Here is a 20,293-nt window from a genome sequence, read left to right on the forward strand (position 1 = left end):
GGGTGTGCGGTCGGCGATCGGTTTCGGCGGTGCTCATTCGACGGCGGCCGTGACGGGCGCGCGGCGACCGAGGATCGCCGTGAGCACGTCCGACAGTGCGTTTTCCGGATCCGCGGGCAGCGTCGCCGCCCGCCACGCGACGATGTGGTCGGGGCGCACCAGCAGCGCCCCGTCGTCGTCGACCTCCGAGAGGCGGCGATGATCGCCGTAGCTGTCCTCGAAGTCACAACCCCGGCCGACGGTCCGCACCCGGATCGGCACGTCGAAGCGCGCGCCGACAGCCTCGGCCGCCTCCTGCCACGCCGCCCCGCCCACGCCGGTGATCAGCGTGAATTGCCCCTTGCCACAGAGGTCGAAGGTCGAGACCCGCTTCTGATTCCGGGTCACCCAGGCATGCGGCAGATGCCGGCCGGGACGGGTCGTCGCGTAGTAGTAGACCTCCTCGTCACGCGGTGCCGGCACCTCCGGTGAACCGTCCGGCACGATCGCGCTCGACGTGTAGTTCTGGTTGGTCTCCACACCGTGGGTGTTGAAGCACATGATCGTGCCCTGCAGGGCGGCATCGAACGCCTGCCGTTTGGCCCGGGCCTCGGGGGTGGGAGCTCGCAGCGCGGCCAGCGCGCGGCTCATCGTCTCCGGATCCGGGGCCGGCGGCAGATCCAGCGCCATGAACAGCGGCGGCATCAGTCCCTCACTGCGCTTGGCACGCCGCACGATCTGCTCGGCGACCGGTTGCCGCTCGTCCCGATAGGTCTCGAGCAGGGACGGGCCGGCCTGCCCGCGCACTACCATCGCCAGCTTCCAGCACAGGTTGTAGCTGTCCTGGATCGAGGTATTGGAGCCGAGACCGTTCATCGGCGAATGCCGGTGCACGGCATCGCCGACACAGAAGACCCGCCCGCGCATGGTGTCCTCGGCGTAGACGTCGTTGACCGCCCACGTCGACATGGACTCGACCCGCACCGAGATGCTGTCGTCACCGATGAGCTGGTGCGCGATCCGGACGCCCTCGGCCTCGGACAGATCCGGGGCCGGGCCGTCGACGTCGTAGCCCCACACACCGATCCACTTGTTCCAGGGCCGCACCATCCGCAGCACCCCGACGCCGTTGCCGCCGTGGCCCACACCGGGCTGCACGAACCAGTACATGTCGCCGGGGCGGTGCTCGACGAGATGGGTGAGGTCGGCCTCGAAGACCACATTGATCGAACCCCCGGCTCCCATCTTCCCGACCAGGGGCAGGCCGATCTGTTGCGCCACAAGGGAATTACCGCCGTCCGCGCCGATCAGGTACTTGCTGCGAATCTCGTATTCGGTGCCGTTGATCCGGTCCCGGACGCGCGCGCTCACTCCGTCCTCGTCCTGAACGAGACCGAGCAACTCGGTGTGGCAGCGCACCGACGAACCGCGAGCGGTGGCGGCGTTCACCAGAATCGGCTCGAGCAGATGCTGCGGCAGGTCGCACACCGATGTCGGGCTGGCCAGATCGTGCTCGGCCTGAAAATGCGGGTGGGTGTACCAGGTCCGCAGTCGCCCCAGTTCCGGCCCGGCCAGGCTCATCGCGTACACGTGCTCGCCCATCAGACGTTGCGGGGTGGCCTGCCGCTGAACTTCCGCCTCCAGACCGAGGTCACGAAACACCTCGACGCAACGCTGGTTGGTGATGTGCGCCCGGGGTGAATTCGACACTCCCCCATGCTTGTTGATCATGATGTTGGCGATGCCGTACGTGGACAGCAACGCGGCCGCGGCCGCGCCGGCCGGTCCGGCGCCGACCACGAGAACTTCGGTTTCCACGACGTTGTGGGTATTCATGGTGCTTGGCTCCTCAGGGAATCGGTGACTCGTCGTGCCGCGTCGTTGTCAGTGCCGGTGCCCCCACAGGTCCGGGCCCGGGATCTCGGTCGGCTCCCAGGTCTCGTCGTCGATCAGGACGCCACCGAAGCCGAATTCGGTGTTCACTCCGACCGGTGACTGCGCGTAGAACGAGAAGACCTTGTCGTTGGTGTGGCGCCCCAGCGACATCGTGACCGGCACATCGCGGTCCAGCACCAGGTCGTAGGTGCGGCCGACCTGGTCCATATCGGGCACCTCGAGCATGAAGTGATGCAGGAAGGGCTCGTCGATGCCGAAGAACGGGCCGTCGACGAAGGCGATGCTGTGATGGCGGGGATTGGTGTGCAGGAAGCTCGCCCGGAACGGAGTGCGCATGGTGTCGCTGATCTTGAATCCGAGGATGTCGGTGTAGAAGTCCTGCAGCGCGGCGACGTCGGGACCTGCCAGCACGACGTGACCGAGGCCCAGGTCGCCGGTGACGAACTGCTCGACGTCCCGGGCGGAGGTGAACTGCCCCTCGCCGGCCGCGGCGCCGTGGTAGAGCTCCACGCGGTTGCCCGCCGGATCGAGGAAGTGCACCATGGCGGCGACCCGCCGAATCTCCAGCTCGCGAGCCGTGGCCACCGAGACGGCGACGCCACGATCGGAGAGTTCGTCGACCGCGGCGGCCAACGCGGCGCCGTCTGCCAGCTCCCAGCCGTAGTACGCGCCGCCGTCACGCTCACCGGTCTCGACCGTGACCCGGTGGTGGCGGTCGTCGATGCGGAAATGCGTGGTGCCGTCCTCGCCCGCCACCCGCTGCATGCCGAGAATGTCGGTGGCATAAGTGACGAACGCCTCGGGGTGACGCGCCGAGAGCCCCAGATAGCCGAGCTGTTCGATATTCATGTTCTATTCCTTTCCGCGGCGATCACAATGCGCCGGACAAGAAGGCACGCAGCAATACGGCATATCCCTGCGCCTTTTCGATCTGCACCCAGTGGCCGCACTTCTCGAAGATGTGCAATTGCGCGTTCGGCAAGTGCTGCTGCAAATAGACGCTGGATTCCGGAGCGACGAATCGGTCCTCGCGGCCGTGCACGACCAGAAACGGGTGCGGCATCCGGCGCAGCGCCGACGGCGGCACCGCGGCCTCGGCCGGCGTCGAGGTCGGCGAGAAGAAACGCGTGTAGGACCTGCGCACCTCGGAGCGCATGATCTCGCGATGACGCTCGGCCACGATCGACGACACCGATCGGTCCAGCAGGTCTTCGTCGTAGACGAACCACGTGGTGAGGTTCTCCAGCGCGCTGATCGACGGGTCCTTGTAGAAGGTGACCATCCGCATCACCTCGGGCGTCGGATGTGCCTCGCCACCGGCACTGCCCATGAGCGAAACCCGTTCGAAGCGTTCGGGTTCGGCCATCAACAGGTGCATGGCCAGGGCGCCGCCCATGGAGTTGCCGACCAGATGCGCCCGTGCGATACCGAGGGCGTCCATGAGCGCGAGGACCTGCTCGACGCGCATGCGCAACCAGCCCAGCAGGGCGGCCGGGCCTTCGTCGGGATGATCGGTACGACCGTATCCGACCAGATCCGGCGCCAGCACGCGATGCTCCGGAAGCAGCGGCATGAACCCGCGCCAGTTCGACGACGCATTGGCGCCGGGACCGCCGCCGTGCAACAGAATCACCGTTTCCGGATTCTCCGCGCCACTCTCCAGCAGAAAGGTGGAGTATCCGTTCGTCGTTACGGTACGTTCGTGAATTTCGGTCACTGGTCTCGCTTTTCTTTCTCGCACGGCAGTTCCGCGCGGCCTCGAATGCGCGCTGTCGAATGCGGTGTCGGCTGCTTCGGAATTCGGGATATCGTTATCGTGTGTGAGCCCGGTCTCACCGTATCCGGGCACACCACGGCAGCGCATCGAACGATCTGTCGCTCGTTTCAGGCGCGGACCCGACGATTTGTCGGACGAGAGGAGAAGCTCCGGTGAGCCTTGACGACACGGTCCAGGATGCGGCCGACCGGCTGAACACTCCGTTGGTGGTGCTGGATCTGGATCTGCGGATCGCGGCGTACAGCATTCACGACAACGACGTTCGACGCGCGCGATTGGCTCAGTTGCTAGCCGGCTGGAATCCGGTGACCGAGGACGTGATTCGCACCCACGACCTGCGCGCGGCCGCGCGCCCGGTGCGAATCCCCGCCGGCGATTCCGGCGAGGCGGTCGTGCTGGCGCTGCGCCACGACAAACGACTGCTCGGCTATCTGTTCTACCTCGACGACCGGCCGGGACCACAGACGATCGCCGCCGATATGGACGTGCTCGAACCGGCCCTGCCCGACATCGCCATGCTGCTCGCCCTGCACATGTCGGATCTGCGCCACGGCGTGGAGCATTCGAAGTATCTGCTGTCCGATCTGCTGCACGGTTCGCAGCGGGAACGCCGCCACGCCGCCGCGACGCTGGTTCGCGAGGGACTGATCGAGGACGTCGAGCACTACACGGTCCTCGTGCACCGTGCGCCGGCGCATCTTCCGCAGTCGGTCACCCGTCTGGCCGTCGATGCGACGCTGGACTTCATCGGCCGCGCCACCACCGTCAAAGTCGTCGGCGCGGTACTCGGTGACGACGGCGTCGTCCTGTTCCCGCGCCGGGTCAACCGCGACCGGCTCGACCGGGTGCTCGACCGCCCCGGACTGGAACGGGTGCGGGCGGGAGTGGGCAGCGTGCAGGACGAGCTCGCCGACGCCGTGACCTCCTACCACGAGGCGCAGATCGCATGCCGCGCCGCCGATGCCGACCCGAAGCGCTACGGCCGCAAGGTGTTCTGGGAGGATCTCGGAATCGATCGGCTGCTGCTGCAACTTCCGCTCGACCGGATGACGGCGAGCCAGTTTCCACCGGGAGTGCAACGCCTGCTGGCGGCCGCCCAGGCTTCGGAGCTCGCCGCGACGCTGGAGGGATATCTCGACAGCGGCGGCGAAATCCAGGGCACCGCGCGCCGGCTGAACATTCACCGCAGCACGCTGTACCACCGCCTCGACCGTATCCGCGAGGTGACCGGATGCGATATCTCCGACGGCGCCACCCGCCTGGACCTGCATGCCGGACTGCGCGTCGCCCGCCTCGCCGGACTGTGGCCACAGCCGTGATCCGATCAGCGTCCCCGGCAGTCGATGGAGGACGAACCGAAGCTCGGACGCCCAGAACCGTTGTACACCAAAGTGTTCGGCGCATCGTCGTCGTCCGGATCGCCGGAGGCCGAAGGATCCGGCAGTTCCGCGCTCTCCTCGACGACGATTTGCGCTCGTGCCGCGCCGGGATCGAACATTTCCTGAAACGGCAAGACGAACGGCCCTCCGAGGCCGCGATGCTTCGCCCGAACAGCCGCCCATCCGAACAGTGCCGGCGGGCCGACCGTGGCGATCACGAGAAGCAAGTCCCCGCCCATGCCCACGAGCGTACCGATGATCCTTCGCTGCGCTGTGGCAAGAAAGGCGGAGGCGGACTACTCGGCCGGCTTCGCCGCAATCCACTGCGCCACCGGCAGATGCGGGCGCCAGGCGGTGAATCCGCCGAGCGGCTCGCCCCGGTAGATCTGGAATTTCCGCAGTTCGCCGCCATGTTCCGCGGCCCAGCGCAGCAGCAGCGCCTCCGATTCGGCGGTGACGGCGTTGGCGACGAGTCGTCCGCCCGGCCGCAGCCGATCCCAGCATGTCGCGAACAGACCGGCCTGGGTGAGGCCGCCGCCGAGAAAGACCGCGTCGGGCGCCGGATCGCCGGGCGCGGGCAGATCGGCGGGCGCCTCGCCGCGCACGACGATCGCGGGCACCCCGAGTGCCGCGGCGTTGGCGGCGATCTGTTCACGGCGGGCCGCACTGCGCTCGAAGGTGATTGCGCGACAGTCGGAATGGGTGCGGCACCACTCGATCGCGATGGTGCCCGATCCGCCGCCGACATCCCACAGCAGTTCGCCGGGCGCCGGGGCGAGGGCCGCGACCGACAGGGTGCGGACCTCCGCCTTGGTCAGCTGTCCGTCGCCGCCGTAGGAGGCGTCGGGCAGACCCGGCATCCGGGTGAGCCGGGGCGCGCCCGGCTCACGGACCGCCTCGACGGCGACGATGTTCAGTGGATCGCCCGGAGACCGTGACCACTGCGTCGCCGTCGCGGCGACGATCCGTTCGCCGGGACCACCGAGCTGTTCCAGCACGGTCAGCCGTGATTCGCCGAACCCGTTGCGCCGCAACAGTTCCGCGACCCGCGCCGGAGAGTGCTCGTCGGCACTGAGCACCAGGAGCCGCCGGCCGTCGGCGAGTTCGGGCAGAACCGTTTCGAGGGGGCGGCCGACGACGCTCACCACCGGGGTGTGCGCACTGGCCCAGCCCAGTCGGGCACAGGCCAGCGTGGCCGACGACGGCTGCGGGTAGACCCGGATAGCCTGCGGCCCGAGCAGTTTCGCCAGCGTGACGCCGATGCCGTAGAACATCGGATCGCCGCTGGCCAGAACGCAGATACGCGAATCCCGATTCGCGGCAAGCAATTCCGGCAGCGCGGGCAGCAACGGGGTCGGCCAGGCCCGGCGATCCGCGGCGCTCGCGTCGACGGGAACCAGATCCAGCTGGCGGCGCGATCCGAAAAGTACCTCGGCCGAGGTGATCTCGGCCCGCACGCGCGGGCTCAACCCCGGCCAGCCGTCGGCACCGATGCCCACGACCGCTATCACGCGATCGTTCTCCGGCGTGTCCCGCATGTCGCCGGTTGCGAGGGCGGGTTTTTCGCCTGTCATACCGTCACCAGCCGCCGCCGTCACGACGCTGCCGCGCTGATGGACGACGCTTCAGCCGCGCCCCCAGCAGCGCTCCACCCGCGCCGCTGGGCAGCGTCCCAGCCGTGCGGGCGGACAGCGGCACTGCCGGGCTTCCGGCGCAGCGGCTCTGGCGCGCACGCGGTGTGGGCACGCGCATCACCGCGGCATCCGGCGCCAGACGGCCCGTGGTACCCATCGGGCCACGGCAGCGGCGGGTCCCAACGATCGCGGGACCCACACGCTGGTGGCGCGCCGGCGTAGGGCGGCGACCGCGGCTGCCGCCACCTGATCGGGCGTACTCGACAACGGCGCCGGGCTCATCCCCTCGGTCATCCGGCCGATGACGAAACCGGGACGCACCAGCAGCACATGGACTCCGCTGCCGTGCAAGGCATCCGACAGCCCGGAGGCGAATCCGTCCAGTCCCGCCTTGCTCGAGCCGTAAACGTAGTTGGCACGCCGCACCCGCGCCCCCGCGATCGAACTGAACACCACCAACTGGCCGCTGCCCTGGGCGCGCAGCAGATTCGCCAGCACGGTCAACAGGCTCACCTGTGCGACGAAGTCGGTGTGCAGTACCGCGACCGCCGCGGCCGGATCCTGTTCGGCGCGGGCCTGATCGCCCAGGATTCCGAAGGCCAGGATCGCGACCCCGATCCGGCCGTGGTCGGCGGCCAGTTTCTCCAGCAGCGGCTGATGACCGGACAGGTCGTCGGCGTCGAACTCCACCGCATGGACCGCGCGGGCGCCCGCCGCGCGCAGCATGGCGGTCTCCTCCCCCAGCCGATCGCTGCGACGTGCGGCGAGCACGATCTCGCGGTCCGCGCAGATCCGGCGGACGACCTCGAGTCCCATCTCGCTGCGCCCGCCGAACAGCACGATCACCCCGTCGTCGACCTCACGCACACCCATGGCGCATAGTCTGCCATCGGCGCCGGTTGCTAGCGTCGCAGCCATGACGAGTACCGCGGCCGCGCGCATCGACCTGTCCCCCAGCGCGCTGGAATTCGTGACCGAACGGCATCTGGCCACGCTGACCACCCTGCGCGCGGACGGTACACCGCACGTCGTCGCGGTCGGCTTCACCTGGGATCCCGACGCCGGTATCGCACGGGTGATCACCGGCGGCCCCACCACCAAGGCCCGCAATGCGGACCGGCGCGGATACGCCGCGCTGAGTCAGGTCGACGGCCCGCGCTGGCTCACCCTGGAAGGTCCGGCCGAGGTCTGGACCGACCGCGACCGGGTCGCCGAGGCCGAGGCACGCTACGCCGAGCGCTACCGCACCCCGCGCGAGAACCCGCAGCGGGTGGTGATCGCGGTCCGTGTCGCGCGCGTGTTGTCGAGCAGTACCCTGCGCGGCTGAGCGATACGCCGCGGCCGAGCGGAGCGACCGGGGCCGAACCGTACGGCCACCGTTGTCGGCCGACCGGACGCTTCGCTCCCGTTCCGGGCGACATCCTCCGATAGCTGCCTCGAACACTTCACGATGCCCGGGTGGAAGGACCTTCACCCGACACCTGTCGCTTCACCGAAACGTCGGGCGCGCGCGAGGCCTTACAGCACCGTCAAGCCGTGCGGACGTCGATTCACCGACTCGCCGCCATCCTCCGTGACGACCACGATGTCCTCGATGCGGGCGCCCCATTCACCGCCGAAGTAGATGCCCGGCTCGATGCTGAACGCCATCCCCGGCCGCAGCACGGTCTCGTTGCCCGCCACGATGTAGGGCTCCTCGTGCACCGACAGCCCGATGCCGTGGCCGGTGCGGTGAATGAACGCCTCGCCGAAACCCTCCTCGGACAACAGGTTTCGAGCCGCGGCGTCGACCGATTCGGCGGTGACACCCGGGCGCACGGCGGCCACCGCGGCGGCCTGCGCGCGTTCGAGGGCGGCGTAGCGTTCGGCGATCTCCGGATCGGGCTCGCCCAGCACGTACGTGCGGGTGGAATCGGAGAAATATCCGGGTTCGACGGGACCGCCGATATCGATGACCACCACATCACCGGCTTCGATGACCCGGTCGGAATGGCTGTGGTGCGGGTTGGCGCCGTTGGGTCCACTGCCGACGATCACGAAATCGGCCCGGTCGTGCCCCTCCGCCACGATCGCGGCGGTGATGTCGGCGGCGACCTCGGCCTCGGTGCGGCCCGGCTGCAACCACTCACCCATCCGGGCATGCACCCGATCGATGGCGGCACCCGCGCGGCGCAATGCGTCGATCTCGGCGGCATCCTTGATCATCCGCAACTCCCGGATGATCGGGGTCGCCGATACCGGCAGGGCCGTCAGCGCGTCCGCGATCGGGAGCAGATGCAGGGCGGGCATGGCATCGTCGACCGCGACCCGAGCGCCCGCGTTCAGCGTCGATTTCACGACCCCGTACGGGTCCACACCGTCCACCCACGACACCATGTGCAATCCGAGCTCACCGGCGGCCGAGCCGTCCAGCGCGGCCAACTCCAGTTTCGGCACCACCACCGACGGGGTTTCGCCGCTGGCCGGGACGACCAGGCAGGTGAGCCGCTCGAAGGATTGCGCGGCCGACCCCAGCAGATATCGCAGATCCGGCCCGGGCGTGATCAGCAGCGCGTCCAGATGCGCCGCGCGGGTCAGCTCCGCCGCCCGCTCCAGCCGCTTGCCGTAGATCTCGGCACCGAATCGTGACTCCGTATGCGCGCTCATGCGATACGACGTTACCCGTCACTCCGGACACGGTCCGGACGATCACGACGTTCGCGACCGGGTCGTGGCCGGATTGTCGGTGCGGCCCGGTAGCGTCTGCGCCATGCTCACCTCCAGTGCGAGTGACCGGCCACTGTTGCTGCTCGACGGCGCGAGCCTGTGGTTCCGGGCGTTCTACGCCATCCCGGAGAAGATCACCGCGCCCGACGGCCGCCCGGTGAACGCACTGCGCGGCTTCACCGATATGGTCGCCGCGCTGATCACCCGCCACAATCCGGGCCGCCTGGTGGTGTGCCTGGATCTCGACTGGCGTCCGGCTTTCCGCGTCGAGCTGGTGCCCTCCTACAAGGCCCACCGGCTCGACACCACCGCCGACGCCCAGTCCGGCGCCGAGGAGGTGCCCGACACACTCACCCCGCAGGTCGACATGATCGCCGAGGTGCTCGCCGCGGCCGGGATCGCGACCGCGGGTGCGGCCGGGCTGGAGGCCGACGATGTGATCGGCACCCTCGCCGCCCGCGAACGCGACAACGAGGTGATCGTGGTCAGCGGTGATCGCGATCTGCTGCAGGTGGTGCGCGCCGACGCTCCCCCGGTCCACGTCTTCTATGTAGGCCGCGGACTGGCCAAGGCCGAACTCTGGGGCCCCACCGAGGTGGCCGCCAAATACGGTGTGCCGCAAGAGAATGCGGGCCCCGCCTACGCCGATATGGCGACGTTGCGTGGCGATGCGTCCGACGGCCTGCCCGGCGTCGCCGGGATCGGAGACAAGTCCGCCGCCACGCTGATCTCACGGTACGGCTCACTCGAAGCGCTCGTGGCCGCCGTCGCCGACCCCGCCTCCGATCTGGCGCGCGGTGTGCGCGCGAAACTGGCTGCGGCCGAAGACTATCTGAAGGCGGCCGCCCCCGTGGTGCGGGTCGTCCGCGATGCCGAGGTCGAACTGTCCGGCCCGGATCTGCTGCCGGCCGAACCTGCCGACCCGGACCGACTCCACGCGCTGGCCACCGCCTACAACGCCGAAAGCCCCGTCAAGCGACTGACCGCCGCCCTCGCGGCGAACACCTGACGCGCGCCGCCGTGTCGAAAAGCTCTGGCAGGCATGGCTCCCCGTGCTCGGCGTGGCCGGAAACGCTCGAATGCCACCGGGCACGCGAGCGCTGCGGACAGTCGCGAATCCGGTCGGCCATACCCATAGCCACCAAGTCGGAGCCGACAGGACGGGGCACGGCCGCAGCACACACTCACCGCTCCCGGCCTCGCAGCCACCCGGCGCACGCGGGGACTACGTAGGGCCGGGCGTTGCGTGTCGGCCGGCTCAGTTCGGGCGGCCGACCTCGTAGGTTCCGTCGTCCTTGGTGATCTTGACGGTGACCTTCTTCTGCTCGCCACCGACCTTCAGGGTGCAGTCGAAGGTGCCACCGACCTCGACCTTCTGACCCGAGGGGCAGCTGACGCTCTGGACGTCGTCGATGCCGTAGGAATCCTTGAGGACCTTCTGCACACCGTCCTGCACGGCCTTGTTGTCCAGTTTGTCGCTGCCCAGGAAGACGAAGGCGAGGACCACGGCGACGACCACCACGACCAGCACGCCGATACCGCCGAAGAGCAGGCCCTTCTTCGACTTCTTGGCAGGCGTGGTGCTCAGCTGCGGTTCCTGCATCCCCCACTGCTGCTGCGACTGGTCGGGCTGCGGCGCCCAACCCTGCTGAGTGGGCTGCTGCTGCGCCCACTGCTGCTGCGACGGCTGCGGCGGCTGACCCCACTGCTGCTGGGTCGGCTCCCACGGCTGCGCCTGCGCCGGCGGTTGCTGCGGCCAGGACGGCTGGCTCTGACCACCCCACTGCGGCTGCTGGGGTTGCGGCTGTTGCGGCTGCCACTGCTGCTGCGACGGTGCGGGCTGTCCCCACTGGGGCTGCTGCGGCTGCTGGCCACCCCACTGCGGCGCCGGTCCGGACTGGCCGGGCTGCGGCTGGCCCGACCACTGCTGGGTCGGATCGCTGCTGTGGCCCTCCCCTGGGCCAGGGGTCTCGTTCGGTCCGTACGGGCCGCTCATGTGCCTGCCTCCACTCGCACTCGTCGTCTCACATCCCCCCGCGTGAGGTGATCAGGCCCTCACCACGGTCGGTACCGGTAGTCATCCAATCACAGCCGGACACGCTACGCGGCGTCCACCGCCACAACGCCACGCCGGATGGCACGCACCGACTTCGCGGCGGTGGCGGCGATTTCGGTGTCGTCGGCGGTCTGGTGGATCTGGTCGAGCAGATCGATCACCTGCCGGCACCAGCGTACGAAGTCACCCGCGGACAACGCACTGCCCTGATCACCACTGGCCAGCAACGATTCGGCCAATCCGTCGCCGCGGGCCCATTTGTAGATGCCGGTGACGAAGCCCAGATCCGGTTCCCGGGTCGGCGGCAGCTTGTGCCGTGCCTCGTCGGTGCGCAACTGGCTCCACACGCCGATGGTGGCGCCGACCGCGCGCCGCACCGGTTCGGTCGGCCCGGCCGGGCCGAGGTAGCCGCCCTCCTGCCGCGATTCGAAGACCAGCACCGACACCACGCCCGCGAGTTCGGCGGGACCGAGCCCGCGCCACAGGCCCTGCCGAAGGCATTCGGCCACAACGAGATCCGCTTCGGTGTAGATCCGGGCGAGCCGCCGGCCGTCGGCGGTGACCTCCCCGCCGTCGACATAGCCGCGCTCACTCAGCAGCGCGACGATCCGATCGAAGGTGCGCGCCAGCGAATTCGTTGTCGCAGCGACCTTCTGGCGCATCGACTCGGTCTCGCGCTCGAGCCGGTTGTAGCGCTCCCCCACCCGGGCCAGCTGCTCCCGGTCGGGCCGGGAGTGGGCGGGATGGGCGCGCAGCGCACGCCGCAGCGTCGCCAGTTCCCGATCATCGGCCGCGCGCGCACGACCACCGCGCCGGCCTCGTCCGGGGACCGAGATTCCCGTGCTGCGCAACGCCGATGCCAGATCGCGGCGCGCCCGCGCGGTGCGGTGGTCGACGTGGCGGGGCAGCCGCATGCGGCCCAGCGGCTGAGCGGGGGTCGGGAAATCGGCGGCCGAGACGCGACCGGCCCAGGTGTCGGCGGTCAGCACCAGCGGCCGGGGATCGCCCGGACTCGCGTCCGGTTCCAGGATCACCGCGAGGCCCTGGCGACGCCCGGTCGGGATGGCCACCACGTCACCGCGGCGCAGCGAGGTCAGCGACTCGACCGAAGCCCCGCGCCGGTCGGCCCGCCCCTGCCGTTCCAGTTCGCGTTCGCGCTGTTTGATCCGCTCGCGCAGCGACAGATATTCGAGGAATCCGTCGTCACCGATCTGCGAGCGCAGTTTCCGCACCTGCGCCTCGTTGCGCTCGATACCGCGGACCAGGCCCACCACCGACCGATCGGCCTGGAACTGCGCGAACGAGCGCTCCAGCAGCTCCCGCGACTGCACGGCGCCCATCCGATCGATCAGATTGATCGACATGTTGTAGCCGGGCCGGAACGAGCTGCGCAACGGATAGGTGCGGGTCGAGGCCAGGCCCGCGACGGCGCTGGTGTCGACGTCGGGATGCCACATCACCACCGCGTGGCCCTCGATGTCGATACCGCGGCGCCCGGCGCGCCCGGTCAACTGCGTGTACTCGCCCGGGGTCAGCTCGGCATGGGTTTCGCCGTTGAACTTCACCAGCCGTTCCAGCACCACCGTGCGCGCCGGCATATTGATGCCGAGAGCCAGTGTCTCCGTGGCGAATACGGCCCGCACCAGCCCGCGGACGAACAACTCCTCCACGGTGTGCCGGAAGGCGGGCAGCATGCCGGCGTGATGGGCGGCCAGGCCGCGGAAGAGCGCCTCACGCCATTCCCAGTAGCCGAGCACATCGAGATCGGCGCGCGGCAGATCACCGGTGTGGCGCTCGATCACCGCCTCGATCTCTGCCGCGTCGTCGGGACGGCTCAGATCCAGGCGCGAACGCAGGCACTGGGCGAGGGCGCCGTCGCAGCCGGCCCGGCTGAAGATGAAGGTGATCGCCGGCAGCAGCCCTTCCTCGTCGAGGCGGGCGAGCATCTCCGGGCGCGGCAGCGGACGGAAGTCGCGGCGCGGGCCACCGCGGTGGCGTGGCCCGGACCAGCCGTTCATCCGATCGGCGGCCTCGCGATGTTTGATGTAGCGAACCAGATCCTCGTCGACGAGGATCTTCTGGTCGCTGGACTTGGTGTCGAACAGATCGAACAGCCGCCGCCCCACCATGACGTGCTGCCACAGCGGCACCGGCCGCGTCTCGTCGACGATGACCGCGGTGTCGCCGCGCACGGTCTCCATCCACGCACCGAACTCCTCGGCGTTGCTGACCGTCGCCGACAGGCTCACCAGGCGCACCTCCGGCGGCAGATGCAGGATGACCTCTTCCCACACCGCACCGCGGAACCGGTCGGCCAGATAGTGCACCTCGTCCATGACGACGAACGACAGCCCGTGCAGCGCGTCCGAGCCCGCGTAGAGCATGTTGCGCAGCACTTCGGTGGTCATGACCACGACCCGGGCGTCCGGATTTATCGACTGGTCGCCGGTCAGCAGTCCGACCGCGTCGCGGCCGTAGCGGTCCACCAGATCGGAGTACTTCTGATTCGACAGCGCCTTGATCGGGGTGGTGTAGAAGCACTTCCCCCCGGCCGCGCGGGCCAGATGCACGGCGAATTCCCCGACGACGGTCTTACCGGCGCCGGTCGGCGCGCACACCAGCACACTGTGCCCGTTCTCCAGCGCCGCGCAGGCCTGCTGTTGGAACGGGTCCAGGGAGAATTTCAGGTCGGCGGCGAATGCCGCGAGTTCGCCAGTCAGCGACGGTTGTCCCACGCTCAGAGGGTATCGGAGTAGTCCGACACCGGGCGCGGAGTTTTCGGCGCGGGATCGGCCGAGACCGGTCCGCTCGCCGTCACCGGCTGGGCGGGCTCCACCGGGCTCACCCCGTCCAGATCGTCCGGTCCGCCCAGCGGGGAGGCCTCGTCGTCGGACAGCGCACCCCAGTTGTCGCCCCGGCGGGCGCGGCGCCGGTCGTTGAGCCGGGCGATCTGCACGGCCACCTCGAACAACACGGTGAGCGCGGCGGCCAGCGCCAGCATCGAGAACGGATCCTGCGGGGTGACGATCGCGGCGAAGACGAACAGCCCGAAGATCATGCCGCGACGCCACTTCTTGAGCCGCTCGTAGGTCAGCACGCCGACCATGTTCAGCCCGATGATCAGCAGCGGTGTCTCGAAGCTCAGCCCGAAGATGATCAGCAGCTTGATGATGAACCCGAAGTACTGACTACCGCTGAGCGCGGTGATCTGCACATTGCTGCCGATCCCCATCAGGAAGCTCAGCGCATGCGCCACCACCCAGTACGCCAGCACCGCACCGGTGACGAACAGCACCACACCGGAGGCGACGAAGCTGACCGCGTATTTGCGCTCCTTGGCGTACAGGCCGGGCGTCACGAACGCCCACAGCTGATACAGCCAGATCGGGCACGCCATCACCACACCCGCGGTGAAGGCGACCTTGAACCGCAGCATGAACTGTTCGAACGGGGCGGTGGCCAGCAATCGGCAGGCGCCGTCGGTGGTCAGTTGCGCCCGATGTTCCGGCGGCAGCGAACAGTACGGCCCGCGCAGCAGATCGCCCAGGCTCTCGATGCCCAGGAACGAATGCGAGTACCAGAGGAATCCGAGCACCGTGGTCAGCGCCACCGCCAGCAACGACTTCAGCAGTCGCGAACGCAACTCGTGCAGATGTTCGACCAACGACATGGTGCCGTCGGGATTCGTCCTGCGCCGGCTACGGCGGGGGTCGAACGGAATGCGCATGGATGTGACTGCCTCGCTGATCACCTGGCCGGATCCGGATGAAACGCCCAACCGCCATCGCACCGCCACCCCGCGGGCGTTACCGGGGTGACGGCCTCGAGACGGGCCGGATCAGGCCGTGTGACGATCCTTGTCGGCCTGCGGCGCCGGATTCACCGGCTGAGCAGGCGGCAGCTCGGCCGCGGGCGCCGACTGCTGTGCGGTGCCGGCCGCGTTCGCCGACCCCGTGCTCGCAGAACCCGCGTTCGCCGAGCCCTCGGACTGCATCTCGCTCATCTCGCTCTTGAAGATGCGCAAGGAACGTCCGAGACCCCGGGCGGCGTCGGGCAGCCGCTTGGCGCCGAACAGCAGCAGGATCACCAACGCAATGATGAGCCAGTGCGTCGGGCTCAATGAACCCATCGAAAACCTCCCAAGACTGTGGTATGTCCGATGCTACCGGACCCCGATCCGGCGACGACGCGCGTCGTCACCCGCGAATCGGCGAAACGGTGTCGTAGGTCAGCTCGACACCGGCCGCGTCGCCTCGCGGGCGACCGCTCCGCTCAGCTCCGCGAGCAGGTCGGGGCCGGTCCAGCGGCGTTCGTCGCCGTTCTCCGCGGCCCGGATCAGGTCGACCAGCCGTGCGTTCACCGGGGTGGGCACCGCCACCATCCGGCCCAGCTCGACGATTTCCCCACAGAGCCAATCGATTTCGGTGCGCCGGCCCAGGGCCAGATCGTCGGCCATCGACGAGCGCGCCTTCGGGTCCACCGCGAGCACCCGTCCGGCCACCCGCTCGAAGACGGCATCGGGAACCGTCAGCAGGCGGGCCATCACGCGCGGCGGCAGCACGGTCAGCCGCGCGGGGCGGATCCGGGCGCGCCGCATCGCCGCGAGCGCCTCGTCCTGCGCCAGCGCCAGGCAGCGCCGGTAGTCGCGGGTGGCCAGTTCCTCGCGCAGCGGCCGGCCCGACAGCGCGTTGATCGCGTTGTTGAGGTTGAGCAGCAGTTTGGCCCACTGCACCGGGCGCAGATCCTGATGTCGGTCCAGGGGCAGCCCGGCCCGTTCGAACAGCGGCGCGAATCGCGACAGCGCCGGATCGTCGGCCACCGCCACGGTGCCGTCGGTGCCGCGATGGAAATGACCGGGACCGCTGTGGACGACGTTGAACATCACCATGCCGGCCGAGACCACCGCCGCGGGCAGCACCTCCCGGATCGCCGCATCGTTGCCGACACCGTTCTGCAGGCTGACCACCACGGTGTCCGCGCGCAACCGATTGCGCAGTTGCGCCGCGGCCTGGGCGGTCTGCGCCGACTTCACGGTGACCAGCACCAGATCGGCGGTGGCGGCGCTGTCCGGTTCGGTCTCGGTGCGGAAACCGCTCGCCGCGACGCGATCGTCGCCGCCGTCCAGATCCGTCAGCCGCAGCCCGTGCGCGCCGATCTCGTCCAGCAGCCGCAGTCGTCCGACGAAACTGACCTCGGCACCGGCGGCGGCCAGTTTGCCACCGACGAACAGACCGATACTTCCGGCGCCCAGCACCGTCACCCGGAATGTCACGCGGGCCCGACCTCCTCGACCATGTTCCGGTCGTAACCGAGGTCGCCGACCTCGTCATAGGCGGCCAGCGCCGCGGCCGACCGTTCCCGCACCGCGCTCACCAGCTCCGGCGGGCCCAGCACGGTGACACCGGAACCGAAGCCGAGCAGCAGTCGCGCGATCCAGCCCAGCGTGGCGAACCGCATCGTCGCCTCGACGCTGCCGTCCGGGTGGACCACCACCGGATGCATCGGATACTGATCCAGCACCCACCCGTAGTCGCCACGAATACGCAAGCGCGCCAAGGCAACCGCGGGATCGTCGGAGAACAGGTCCAGCCCCGCGGACTCCTCGGTGGCGTGGCTGGGCGGGTTCGCCGGCTCCTCGAGTTCGGTGGCCTCCTCGATCCGGTCGAACCGGAACAGCCGCACCCCCTCCGCCTGCCGGCACCACGCCTGGAGATAGGAGTTGTTGTCCACCAGCACGATTCGGATCGGATCGACGACGCGCTCGGACACCACATCCCGGCTCGCCGAGTAGTACACCAGCCGCAGCGCTCGTCCGTCGGCCAGTGCGGAACGCACCGTGGTCACCGCCGGCGCCTCGACCGGCTCCGCGGTGTCGGGTTCGCTGCGAGGCCCGGCCTCGCCGGAGATGGCGGATTCGATCTTGGCGGTCGCCGACCGGGCGGCGGTCGGATCGACCATGCCCGGCAGATCCGCTATCGAGCGCAGGGCCACCAGCAACGCCGTCGCCTCGATCGAGGTCAGCCGCAGCGGACGGTCGATACCGGCGGAGAAGGTGACCTCGATGCTCTCCTCGGAGAACGACAGATCGATCAGATCGCCCGGACCGTAACCGGGCAGCCCGCACATCCAGAGCTGATTGAGATCGCTCATCAGCTGTTTGGTGCTGACGCCCAGTTCCGCGGCCGCCTCGGGCGCACTGATCCCCGGATTCGCGAGGAAGTACGGAACCATATTCAGCAACCGGGACAGCCGCGTCGACAATCTGCTGCTCATCGCCGCACCCCCGCCCGGGCCCTTGCGACGCTCGCGCGTCTCATGCCGACACCTCCGTCCGTTCCAGTACCGACCGCAGCCGCGCGATCACATCGGCCCGCAGATCCTCCGGGGCCAGCACCAGCGCATCCGGACCGAGCCCGGTGATCAGCCGGGCCAGCCAGTCCCGCGACCGCACCGGCACCTCCACCACCGAACCCGGACGACCTGCGACCGTCTCCTCGGCGATCACCACGCCCAACCGGCGGATCTCCTGCCCGCGCTCCTGCGCCACCCACACCGTCGCCGACCCGGTCACCGGCGCCGCACCGGTCACCCGCGCCACGATCTGACGCAGATCCACATCCGCCGGTTTGTGCACCACGTTCTCGGGGCCGTACACCTCGACCTCGGCCCCGATCCGCGACAGCCGGAAGGTCCGCACGGCGTCCCGGTCGCGGTCGTGGCCCACCAGGTACCACCGTCCGTGCCGGGTCACCACACCCCAGGGCTCCACATCGCGCGTGCTGTAGGGCGCGTTGTGGGTGACGCGATGTTCGAATCGCACCGCCCGCCCCGCGTCGATGGCCGCCAGCAGTTTGCCCAGCGCGGCCTCCGAGCCCCGGGTACGTGCCGGAACCGCGGGTACCGACGCCGAGGCCGCGTCCGCGTCGACGTGCACCCCGGCGGCCCGCAACTTGAGCACCGCGCTCTCCGCGGCGCTGGCCAGCTCCGGTGACTCCCACAACTGCACCGCCACCGCGACCGCCGCGGCTTCCGCGCTGGTCAGATCGATATCGGGCAGTTCATAGGCATCGCGATTGATGCGATAGCCCTCCTGCCCGGAGAACCGGCCCACCGGGCCGACCTCGAGCGGGATCCCCAGATCCCGTAGTTCGTTCTTGTCGCGCTCGAACATCCGGCTGAACGCCTCGTCGCTGGCCGACTCCTCGTAGCCGGCAACGCTGTCGCGAATGCGCTCCGCGGTCAGGAACTGCCGGGTCGACAGCAGCGCGATCACCAGATTCATCAGCCGCTCGACCTTGGAAATCGCCACCCGACACAGAGTAATCGGACTCCCGGAACGACGGTGCACCACCGCTCCGATCCGCGCCGGGATATCGCTGCCGGCAGCCGGATCGACCGGCCCCGCGAACCGCCGCGGGGCCGTCGGCCCCTCACATCGAGGCGATCAACCGATCCACGCGCTCGTCCACGGACCGGAACGGGTCCTTGCACAAGACCGTGCGCTGCGCCTGATCGTTCAGCTTCAGGTGCACCCAGTCGACGGTGAAATCGCGGCCCGCCTCCTGCGCGGCGGTGATGAAATCACCGCGCAGTTTGGCCCGCGTCGTCTGCGGCGGCGTGGTCACCGCGGCGTCGACCGCCTCGTCCTCGGTGATCCGCTTGACCAGACCCTTGCGCTGCAGCAGATCGAACACTCCGCGACCACGCTTGATGTCGTGATAGGCCAGATCCAGCTGGGCGATCTTCGGATCCGACAACTCCATCGAGTACCGGTCCTGGTAGCGCTGGAACAGCTTGCGTTTGATCACCCAGTCGATCTCGGTGTCGACCTTCGCGAAGTCCTGCGCCTCGACCGCGTCGAGCGTGCGACCCCACAGATCCACCACGGCATCCACCTGCGGATCGCGCTCGCGGTTGCGCAGATGCTCGACCGCGCGGGCGTAGTACTCGCGCTGGATGTCGAGCGCGCTGGCCTGCCGCCCGCCCGCCAGCCGCACCGGTCGCCGGCCGGTCAGGTCATGGCTGACCTCGCGAATCGCGCGGATCGGGTTGTCGAGCGCGAAATCGCGGAACGACACCCCGGCCTCGATCATCTCCAGCACCAGCGCCGCGGTGCCCACCTTCAGCATGGTGGTGGGTTCGGCCATATTCGAGTCGCCGACGATCACATGCAGGCGGCGGTACTTCTCCGCGTCGGCATGCGGCTCGTCGCGCGTGTTGATGATCGGCCGCGACCGCGTGGTCGCCGACGACACCCCTTCCCAGATGTGCTCGGCCCGCTGCGACAGGCAGAACGTGGCCGCCTTCGGCGTCTGCAGGATCTTTCCGGCACCGCAGATCAGCTGCCTGGTCACCAGGAACGGCAACAGCACATCCGAGATCCGGGAGAACTCGCCGGCCCGCACCACGAGGAAGTTCTCGTGGCAGCCGTAGGAGTTGCCCGCCGAATCGGTGTTGTTCTTGAACAGATAGATGTCACCGCCGATCCCCTCCTCGGCCAAGCGCTGCTCGGCATCGATCAGCAACTCCTCGAGCACCCGCTCACCCGCGCGATCGTGGGTGACCAGCTGAACCAGCGAGTCACATTCGGCCGTCGCATACTCCGGATGGGAACCGACATCGAGATAGAGCCGCGCTCCGTTGCGGAGAAATACGTTCGAACTACGGCCCCAGGACACCACCCGGCGGAACAGATACCGGGCCACCTCGTCAGGACTCAACCGACGGTGACCGTGGAACGTGCACGTCACCCCGAACTCGGTCTCGATCCCCATAATTCGTCGCTGCACACCATCGACATTACGGCAAAGCGAACGGCGAAAGTGGCTGTGCGAGCAAGCGGTTGCATACGGGTTCACAACAATAT

General features: G+C 68.9%; 19 protein-coding genes. 3 read left to right on the forward strand and 16 right to left on the reverse strand.

All coding sequences use genetic code 11. The features are described 5' to 3' along the window. Positions 1–33: 33 nt before the first annotated feature. Genes RJ03_RS13095 through RJ03_RS13105 form a run of 3 tightly spaced genes read right to left on the reverse strand, consistent with a single transcriptional unit; the run spans position 34 to position 3,592 of the window. Positions 34–1,815, reverse strand: coding sequence for an FAD-dependent oxidoreductase (locus RJ03_RS13095; RefSeq protein WP_036501703.1), 1,782 nt, complete (start codon positions 1,813–1,815; stop codon positions 34–36). Positions 1,816–1,863: 48 nt separating this feature from the next. Further along, positions 1,864–2,724: a VOC family protein gene (locus RJ03_RS13100; RefSeq protein WP_036501705.1), complete on the reverse strand. Its 861-nt coding sequence runs from the start codon at positions 2,722–2,724 to the stop codon at positions 1,864–1,866. A gap of 22 nt (positions 2,725–2,746) precedes the next feature. After that, positions 2,747–3,592 carry an alpha/beta fold hydrolase gene (locus RJ03_RS13105; protein ID WP_051024642.1) on the reverse strand — a complete coding sequence of 282 codons (846 nt, stop codon included), beginning with the start codon at positions 3,590–3,592 and terminating at the stop codon, positions 2,747–2,749. Between the two features lie 212 nt (positions 3,593–3,804). Here RJ03_RS13105 and RJ03_RS13110 point away from each other — a divergent pair, with 212 nt between their 5' ends. Next, positions 3,805–4,971 (forward strand): PucR family transcriptional regulator, encoded by a 1,167-nt coding sequence (locus RJ03_RS13110; RefSeq protein ID WP_036501708.1) that lies wholly within the window; start codon positions 3,805–3,807, stop codon positions 4,969–4,971. Between the two features lie 5 nt (positions 4,972–4,976). On the opposite strand, the gene RJ03_RS13115 is transcribed toward RJ03_RS13110, so the two are convergent. Genes RJ03_RS13115 through dprE2 form a run of 4 tightly spaced genes read right to left on the reverse strand, consistent with a single transcriptional unit; the run spans position 4,977 to position 7,538 of the window. After that, complete coding sequence (locus RJ03_RS13115; RefSeq protein ID WP_051024643.1) at positions 4,977–5,270, reverse strand: hypothetical protein; 294 nt, start codon at positions 5,268–5,270, stop codon at positions 4,977–4,979. A 57-nt stretch (positions 5,271–5,327) separates the two neighbouring features. Beyond that, positions 5,328–6,569 (reverse strand): bifunctional cobalt-precorrin-7 (C(5))-methyltransferase/cobalt-precorrin-6B (C(15))-methyltransferase, encoded by a 1,242-nt coding sequence (locus RJ03_RS13120; RefSeq protein WP_036501768.1) that lies wholly within the window; start codon positions 6,567–6,569, stop codon positions 5,328–5,330. Between the two features lie 40 nt (positions 6,570–6,609). After that, the gene (locus RJ03_RS37115) at positions 6,610–6,822 is read right to left on the reverse strand and encodes a hypothetical protein (RefSeq protein ID WP_157122119.1); all 213 of its coding nucleotides are present in this window, start codon (positions 6,820–6,822) and stop codon (positions 6,610–6,612) included. After that, a complete protein-coding gene (dprE2, locus tag RJ03_RS13125; protein ID WP_174372297.1) occupies positions 6,783–7,538 on the reverse strand; it encodes a decaprenylphospho-beta-D-erythro-pentofuranosid-2-ulose 2-reductase in 756 nt (251 codons plus the stop codon). The genes RJ03_RS37115 and dprE2 overlap by 40 nt, the downstream gene beginning before the upstream one ends. Positions 7,539–7,581: 43 nt before the next feature. Between dprE2 and RJ03_RS13130 the strand changes: the two genes are divergently transcribed. Beyond that, a complete protein-coding gene (locus tag RJ03_RS13130; RefSeq protein ID WP_036501711.1) occupies positions 7,582–7,992 on the forward strand; it encodes a TIGR03618 family F420-dependent PPOX class oxidoreductase in 411 nt (136 codons plus the stop codon). Between the two features lie 191 nt (positions 7,993–8,183). On the opposite strand, the gene RJ03_RS13135 is transcribed toward RJ03_RS13130, so the two are convergent. After that, a complete protein-coding gene (locus RJ03_RS13135) occupies positions 8,184–9,311 on the reverse strand; it encodes a M24 family metallopeptidase (RefSeq protein WP_036501715.1) in 1,128 nt (375 codons plus the stop codon). A 103-nt stretch (positions 9,312–9,414) separates the two neighbouring features. On the opposite strand from RJ03_RS13135, the gene RJ03_RS13140 reads away from it, so the two are divergent. Further along, positions 9,415–10,380 (forward strand): 5'-3' exonuclease, encoded by a 966-nt coding sequence (locus RJ03_RS13140; RefSeq protein WP_036501772.1) that lies wholly within the window; start codon positions 9,415–9,417, stop codon positions 10,378–10,380. Between the two features lie 249 nt (positions 10,381–10,629). Here the strand turns inward: RJ03_RS13140 and RJ03_RS35965 are convergent, their stop codons facing one another. From RJ03_RS35965 to pafA, 8 genes are all read right to left on the reverse strand, one after another. Further along, positions 10,630–11,367, reverse strand: a complete 738-nt coding sequence (locus tag RJ03_RS35965; RefSeq protein WP_051024644.1) for a DUF4333 domain-containing protein — start codon at positions 11,365–11,367, stop codon at positions 10,630–10,632. Positions 11,368–11,471: 104 nt separating this feature from the next. Then, positions 11,472–14,168: a DEAD/DEAH box helicase gene (locus tag RJ03_RS13150; protein WP_036501777.1), complete on the reverse strand. Its 2,697-nt coding sequence runs from the start codon at positions 14,166–14,168 to the stop codon at positions 11,472–11,474. After that, on the reverse strand, positions 14,165–15,154 hold the full coding sequence (gene tatC / locus RJ03_RS13155; RefSeq protein ID WP_036501779.1) for a twin-arginine translocase subunit TatC: 990 nt from the start codon (positions 15,152–15,154) through the stop codon (positions 14,165–14,167). The genes RJ03_RS13150 and tatC overlap by 4 nt, the downstream gene beginning before the upstream one ends. Positions 15,155–15,265: 111 nt before the next feature. Then, entirely contained in the window at positions 15,266–15,556 is a 291-nt protein-coding gene (gene tatA / locus RJ03_RS13160; protein ID WP_036501717.1) for a Sec-independent protein translocase subunit TatA, read from the reverse strand. 99 nt (positions 15,557–15,655) lie between these two features. After that, entirely contained in the window at positions 15,656–16,699 is a 1,044-nt protein-coding gene (locus RJ03_RS13165; protein WP_036501719.1) for a 2-dehydropantoate 2-reductase, read from the reverse strand. Beyond that, positions 16,696–17,700 (reverse strand): helix-turn-helix transcriptional regulator, encoded by a 1,005-nt coding sequence (locus RJ03_RS13170; RefSeq protein WP_036501721.1) that lies wholly within the window; start codon positions 17,698–17,700, stop codon positions 16,696–16,698. The genes RJ03_RS13165 and RJ03_RS13170 overlap by 4 nt, the downstream gene beginning before the upstream one ends. A 40-nt stretch (positions 17,701–17,740) precedes the next feature. Then, positions 17,741–18,736, reverse strand: a complete 996-nt coding sequence (locus tag RJ03_RS13175; protein ID WP_086007245.1) for a helix-turn-helix transcriptional regulator — start codon at positions 18,734–18,736, stop codon at positions 17,741–17,743. 121 nt (positions 18,737–18,857) lie between these two features. Continuing rightward, positions 18,858–20,216, reverse strand: a complete 1,359-nt coding sequence (pafA, locus tag RJ03_RS13180; protein ID WP_181320965.1) for a Pup--protein ligase — start codon at positions 20,214–20,216, stop codon at positions 18,858–18,860. Between the last annotated feature and the right edge of the window lie 77 nt (positions 20,217–20,293).

The organism is Nocardia aobensis NBRC 100429, assembly GCF_000308375.1.
In the GTDB taxonomy this organism is placed as follows: Bacteria; Actinomycetota; Actinomycetes; order Mycobacteriales; family Mycobacteriaceae; genus Nocardia; species Nocardia aobensis.

What these genes read in the sequence shown, in the direction of transcription:
- RJ03_RS13095 (WP_036501703.1), bottom strand. Translation starts at nt 1,815, where the DNA reads ATGAATACCCACAACGTCGTGGAAACCGAAGTTCTCGTGGTCGGCGCC.
- tatC (WP_036501779.1), bottom strand. Translation starts at nt 15,154, where the DNA reads ATGCGCATTCCGTTCGACCCCCGCCGTAGCCGGCGCAGGACGAATCCC.
- RJ03_RS35965 (WP_051024644.1), bottom strand. Translation starts at nt 11,367, where the DNA reads ATGAGCGGCCCGTACGGACCGAACGAGACCCCTGGCCCAGGGGAGGGC.
- RJ03_RS37115 (WP_157122119.1), bottom strand. Translation starts at nt 6,822, where the DNA reads ATGGGTACCACGGGCCGTCTGGCGCCGGATGCCGCGGTGATGCGCGTG.
- RJ03_RS13135 (WP_036501715.1), bottom strand. Translation starts at nt 9,311, where the DNA reads ATGAGCGCGCATACGGAGTCACGATTCGGTGCCGAGATCTACGGCAAG.
- RJ03_RS13100 (WP_036501705.1), bottom strand. Translation starts at nt 2,724, where the DNA reads ATGAATATCGAACAGCTCGGCTATCTGGGGCTCTCGGCGCGTCACCCC.
- RJ03_RS13140 (WP_036501772.1), top strand. Translation starts at nt 9,415, where the DNA reads ATGCTCACCTCCAGTGCGAGTGACCGGCCACTGTTGCTGCTCGACGGC.
- RJ03_RS13130 (WP_036501711.1), top strand. Translation starts at nt 7,582, where the DNA reads ATGACGAGTACCGCGGCCGCGCGCATCGACCTGTCCCCCAGCGCGCTG.
- RJ03_RS13120 (WP_036501768.1), bottom strand. Translation starts at nt 6,569, where the DNA reads ATGCGGGACACGCCGGAGAACGATCGCGTGATAGCGGTCGTGGGCATC.
- RJ03_RS13115 (WP_051024643.1), bottom strand. Translation starts at nt 5,270, where the DNA reads ATGGGCGGGGACTTGCTTCTCGTGATCGCCACGGTCGGCCCGCCGGCA.
- dprE2 (WP_174372297.1), bottom strand. Translation starts at nt 7,538, where the DNA reads ATGGGTGTGCGTGAGGTCGACGACGGGGTGATCGTGCTGTTCGGCGGG.
- tatA (WP_036501717.1), bottom strand. Translation starts at nt 15,556, where the DNA reads ATGGGTTCATTGAGCCCGACGCACTGGCTCATCATTGCGTTGGTGATC.
- RJ03_RS13170 (WP_036501721.1), bottom strand. Translation starts at nt 17,700, where the DNA reads ATGAGCAGCAGATTGTCGACGCGGCTGTCCCGGTTGCTGAATATGGTT.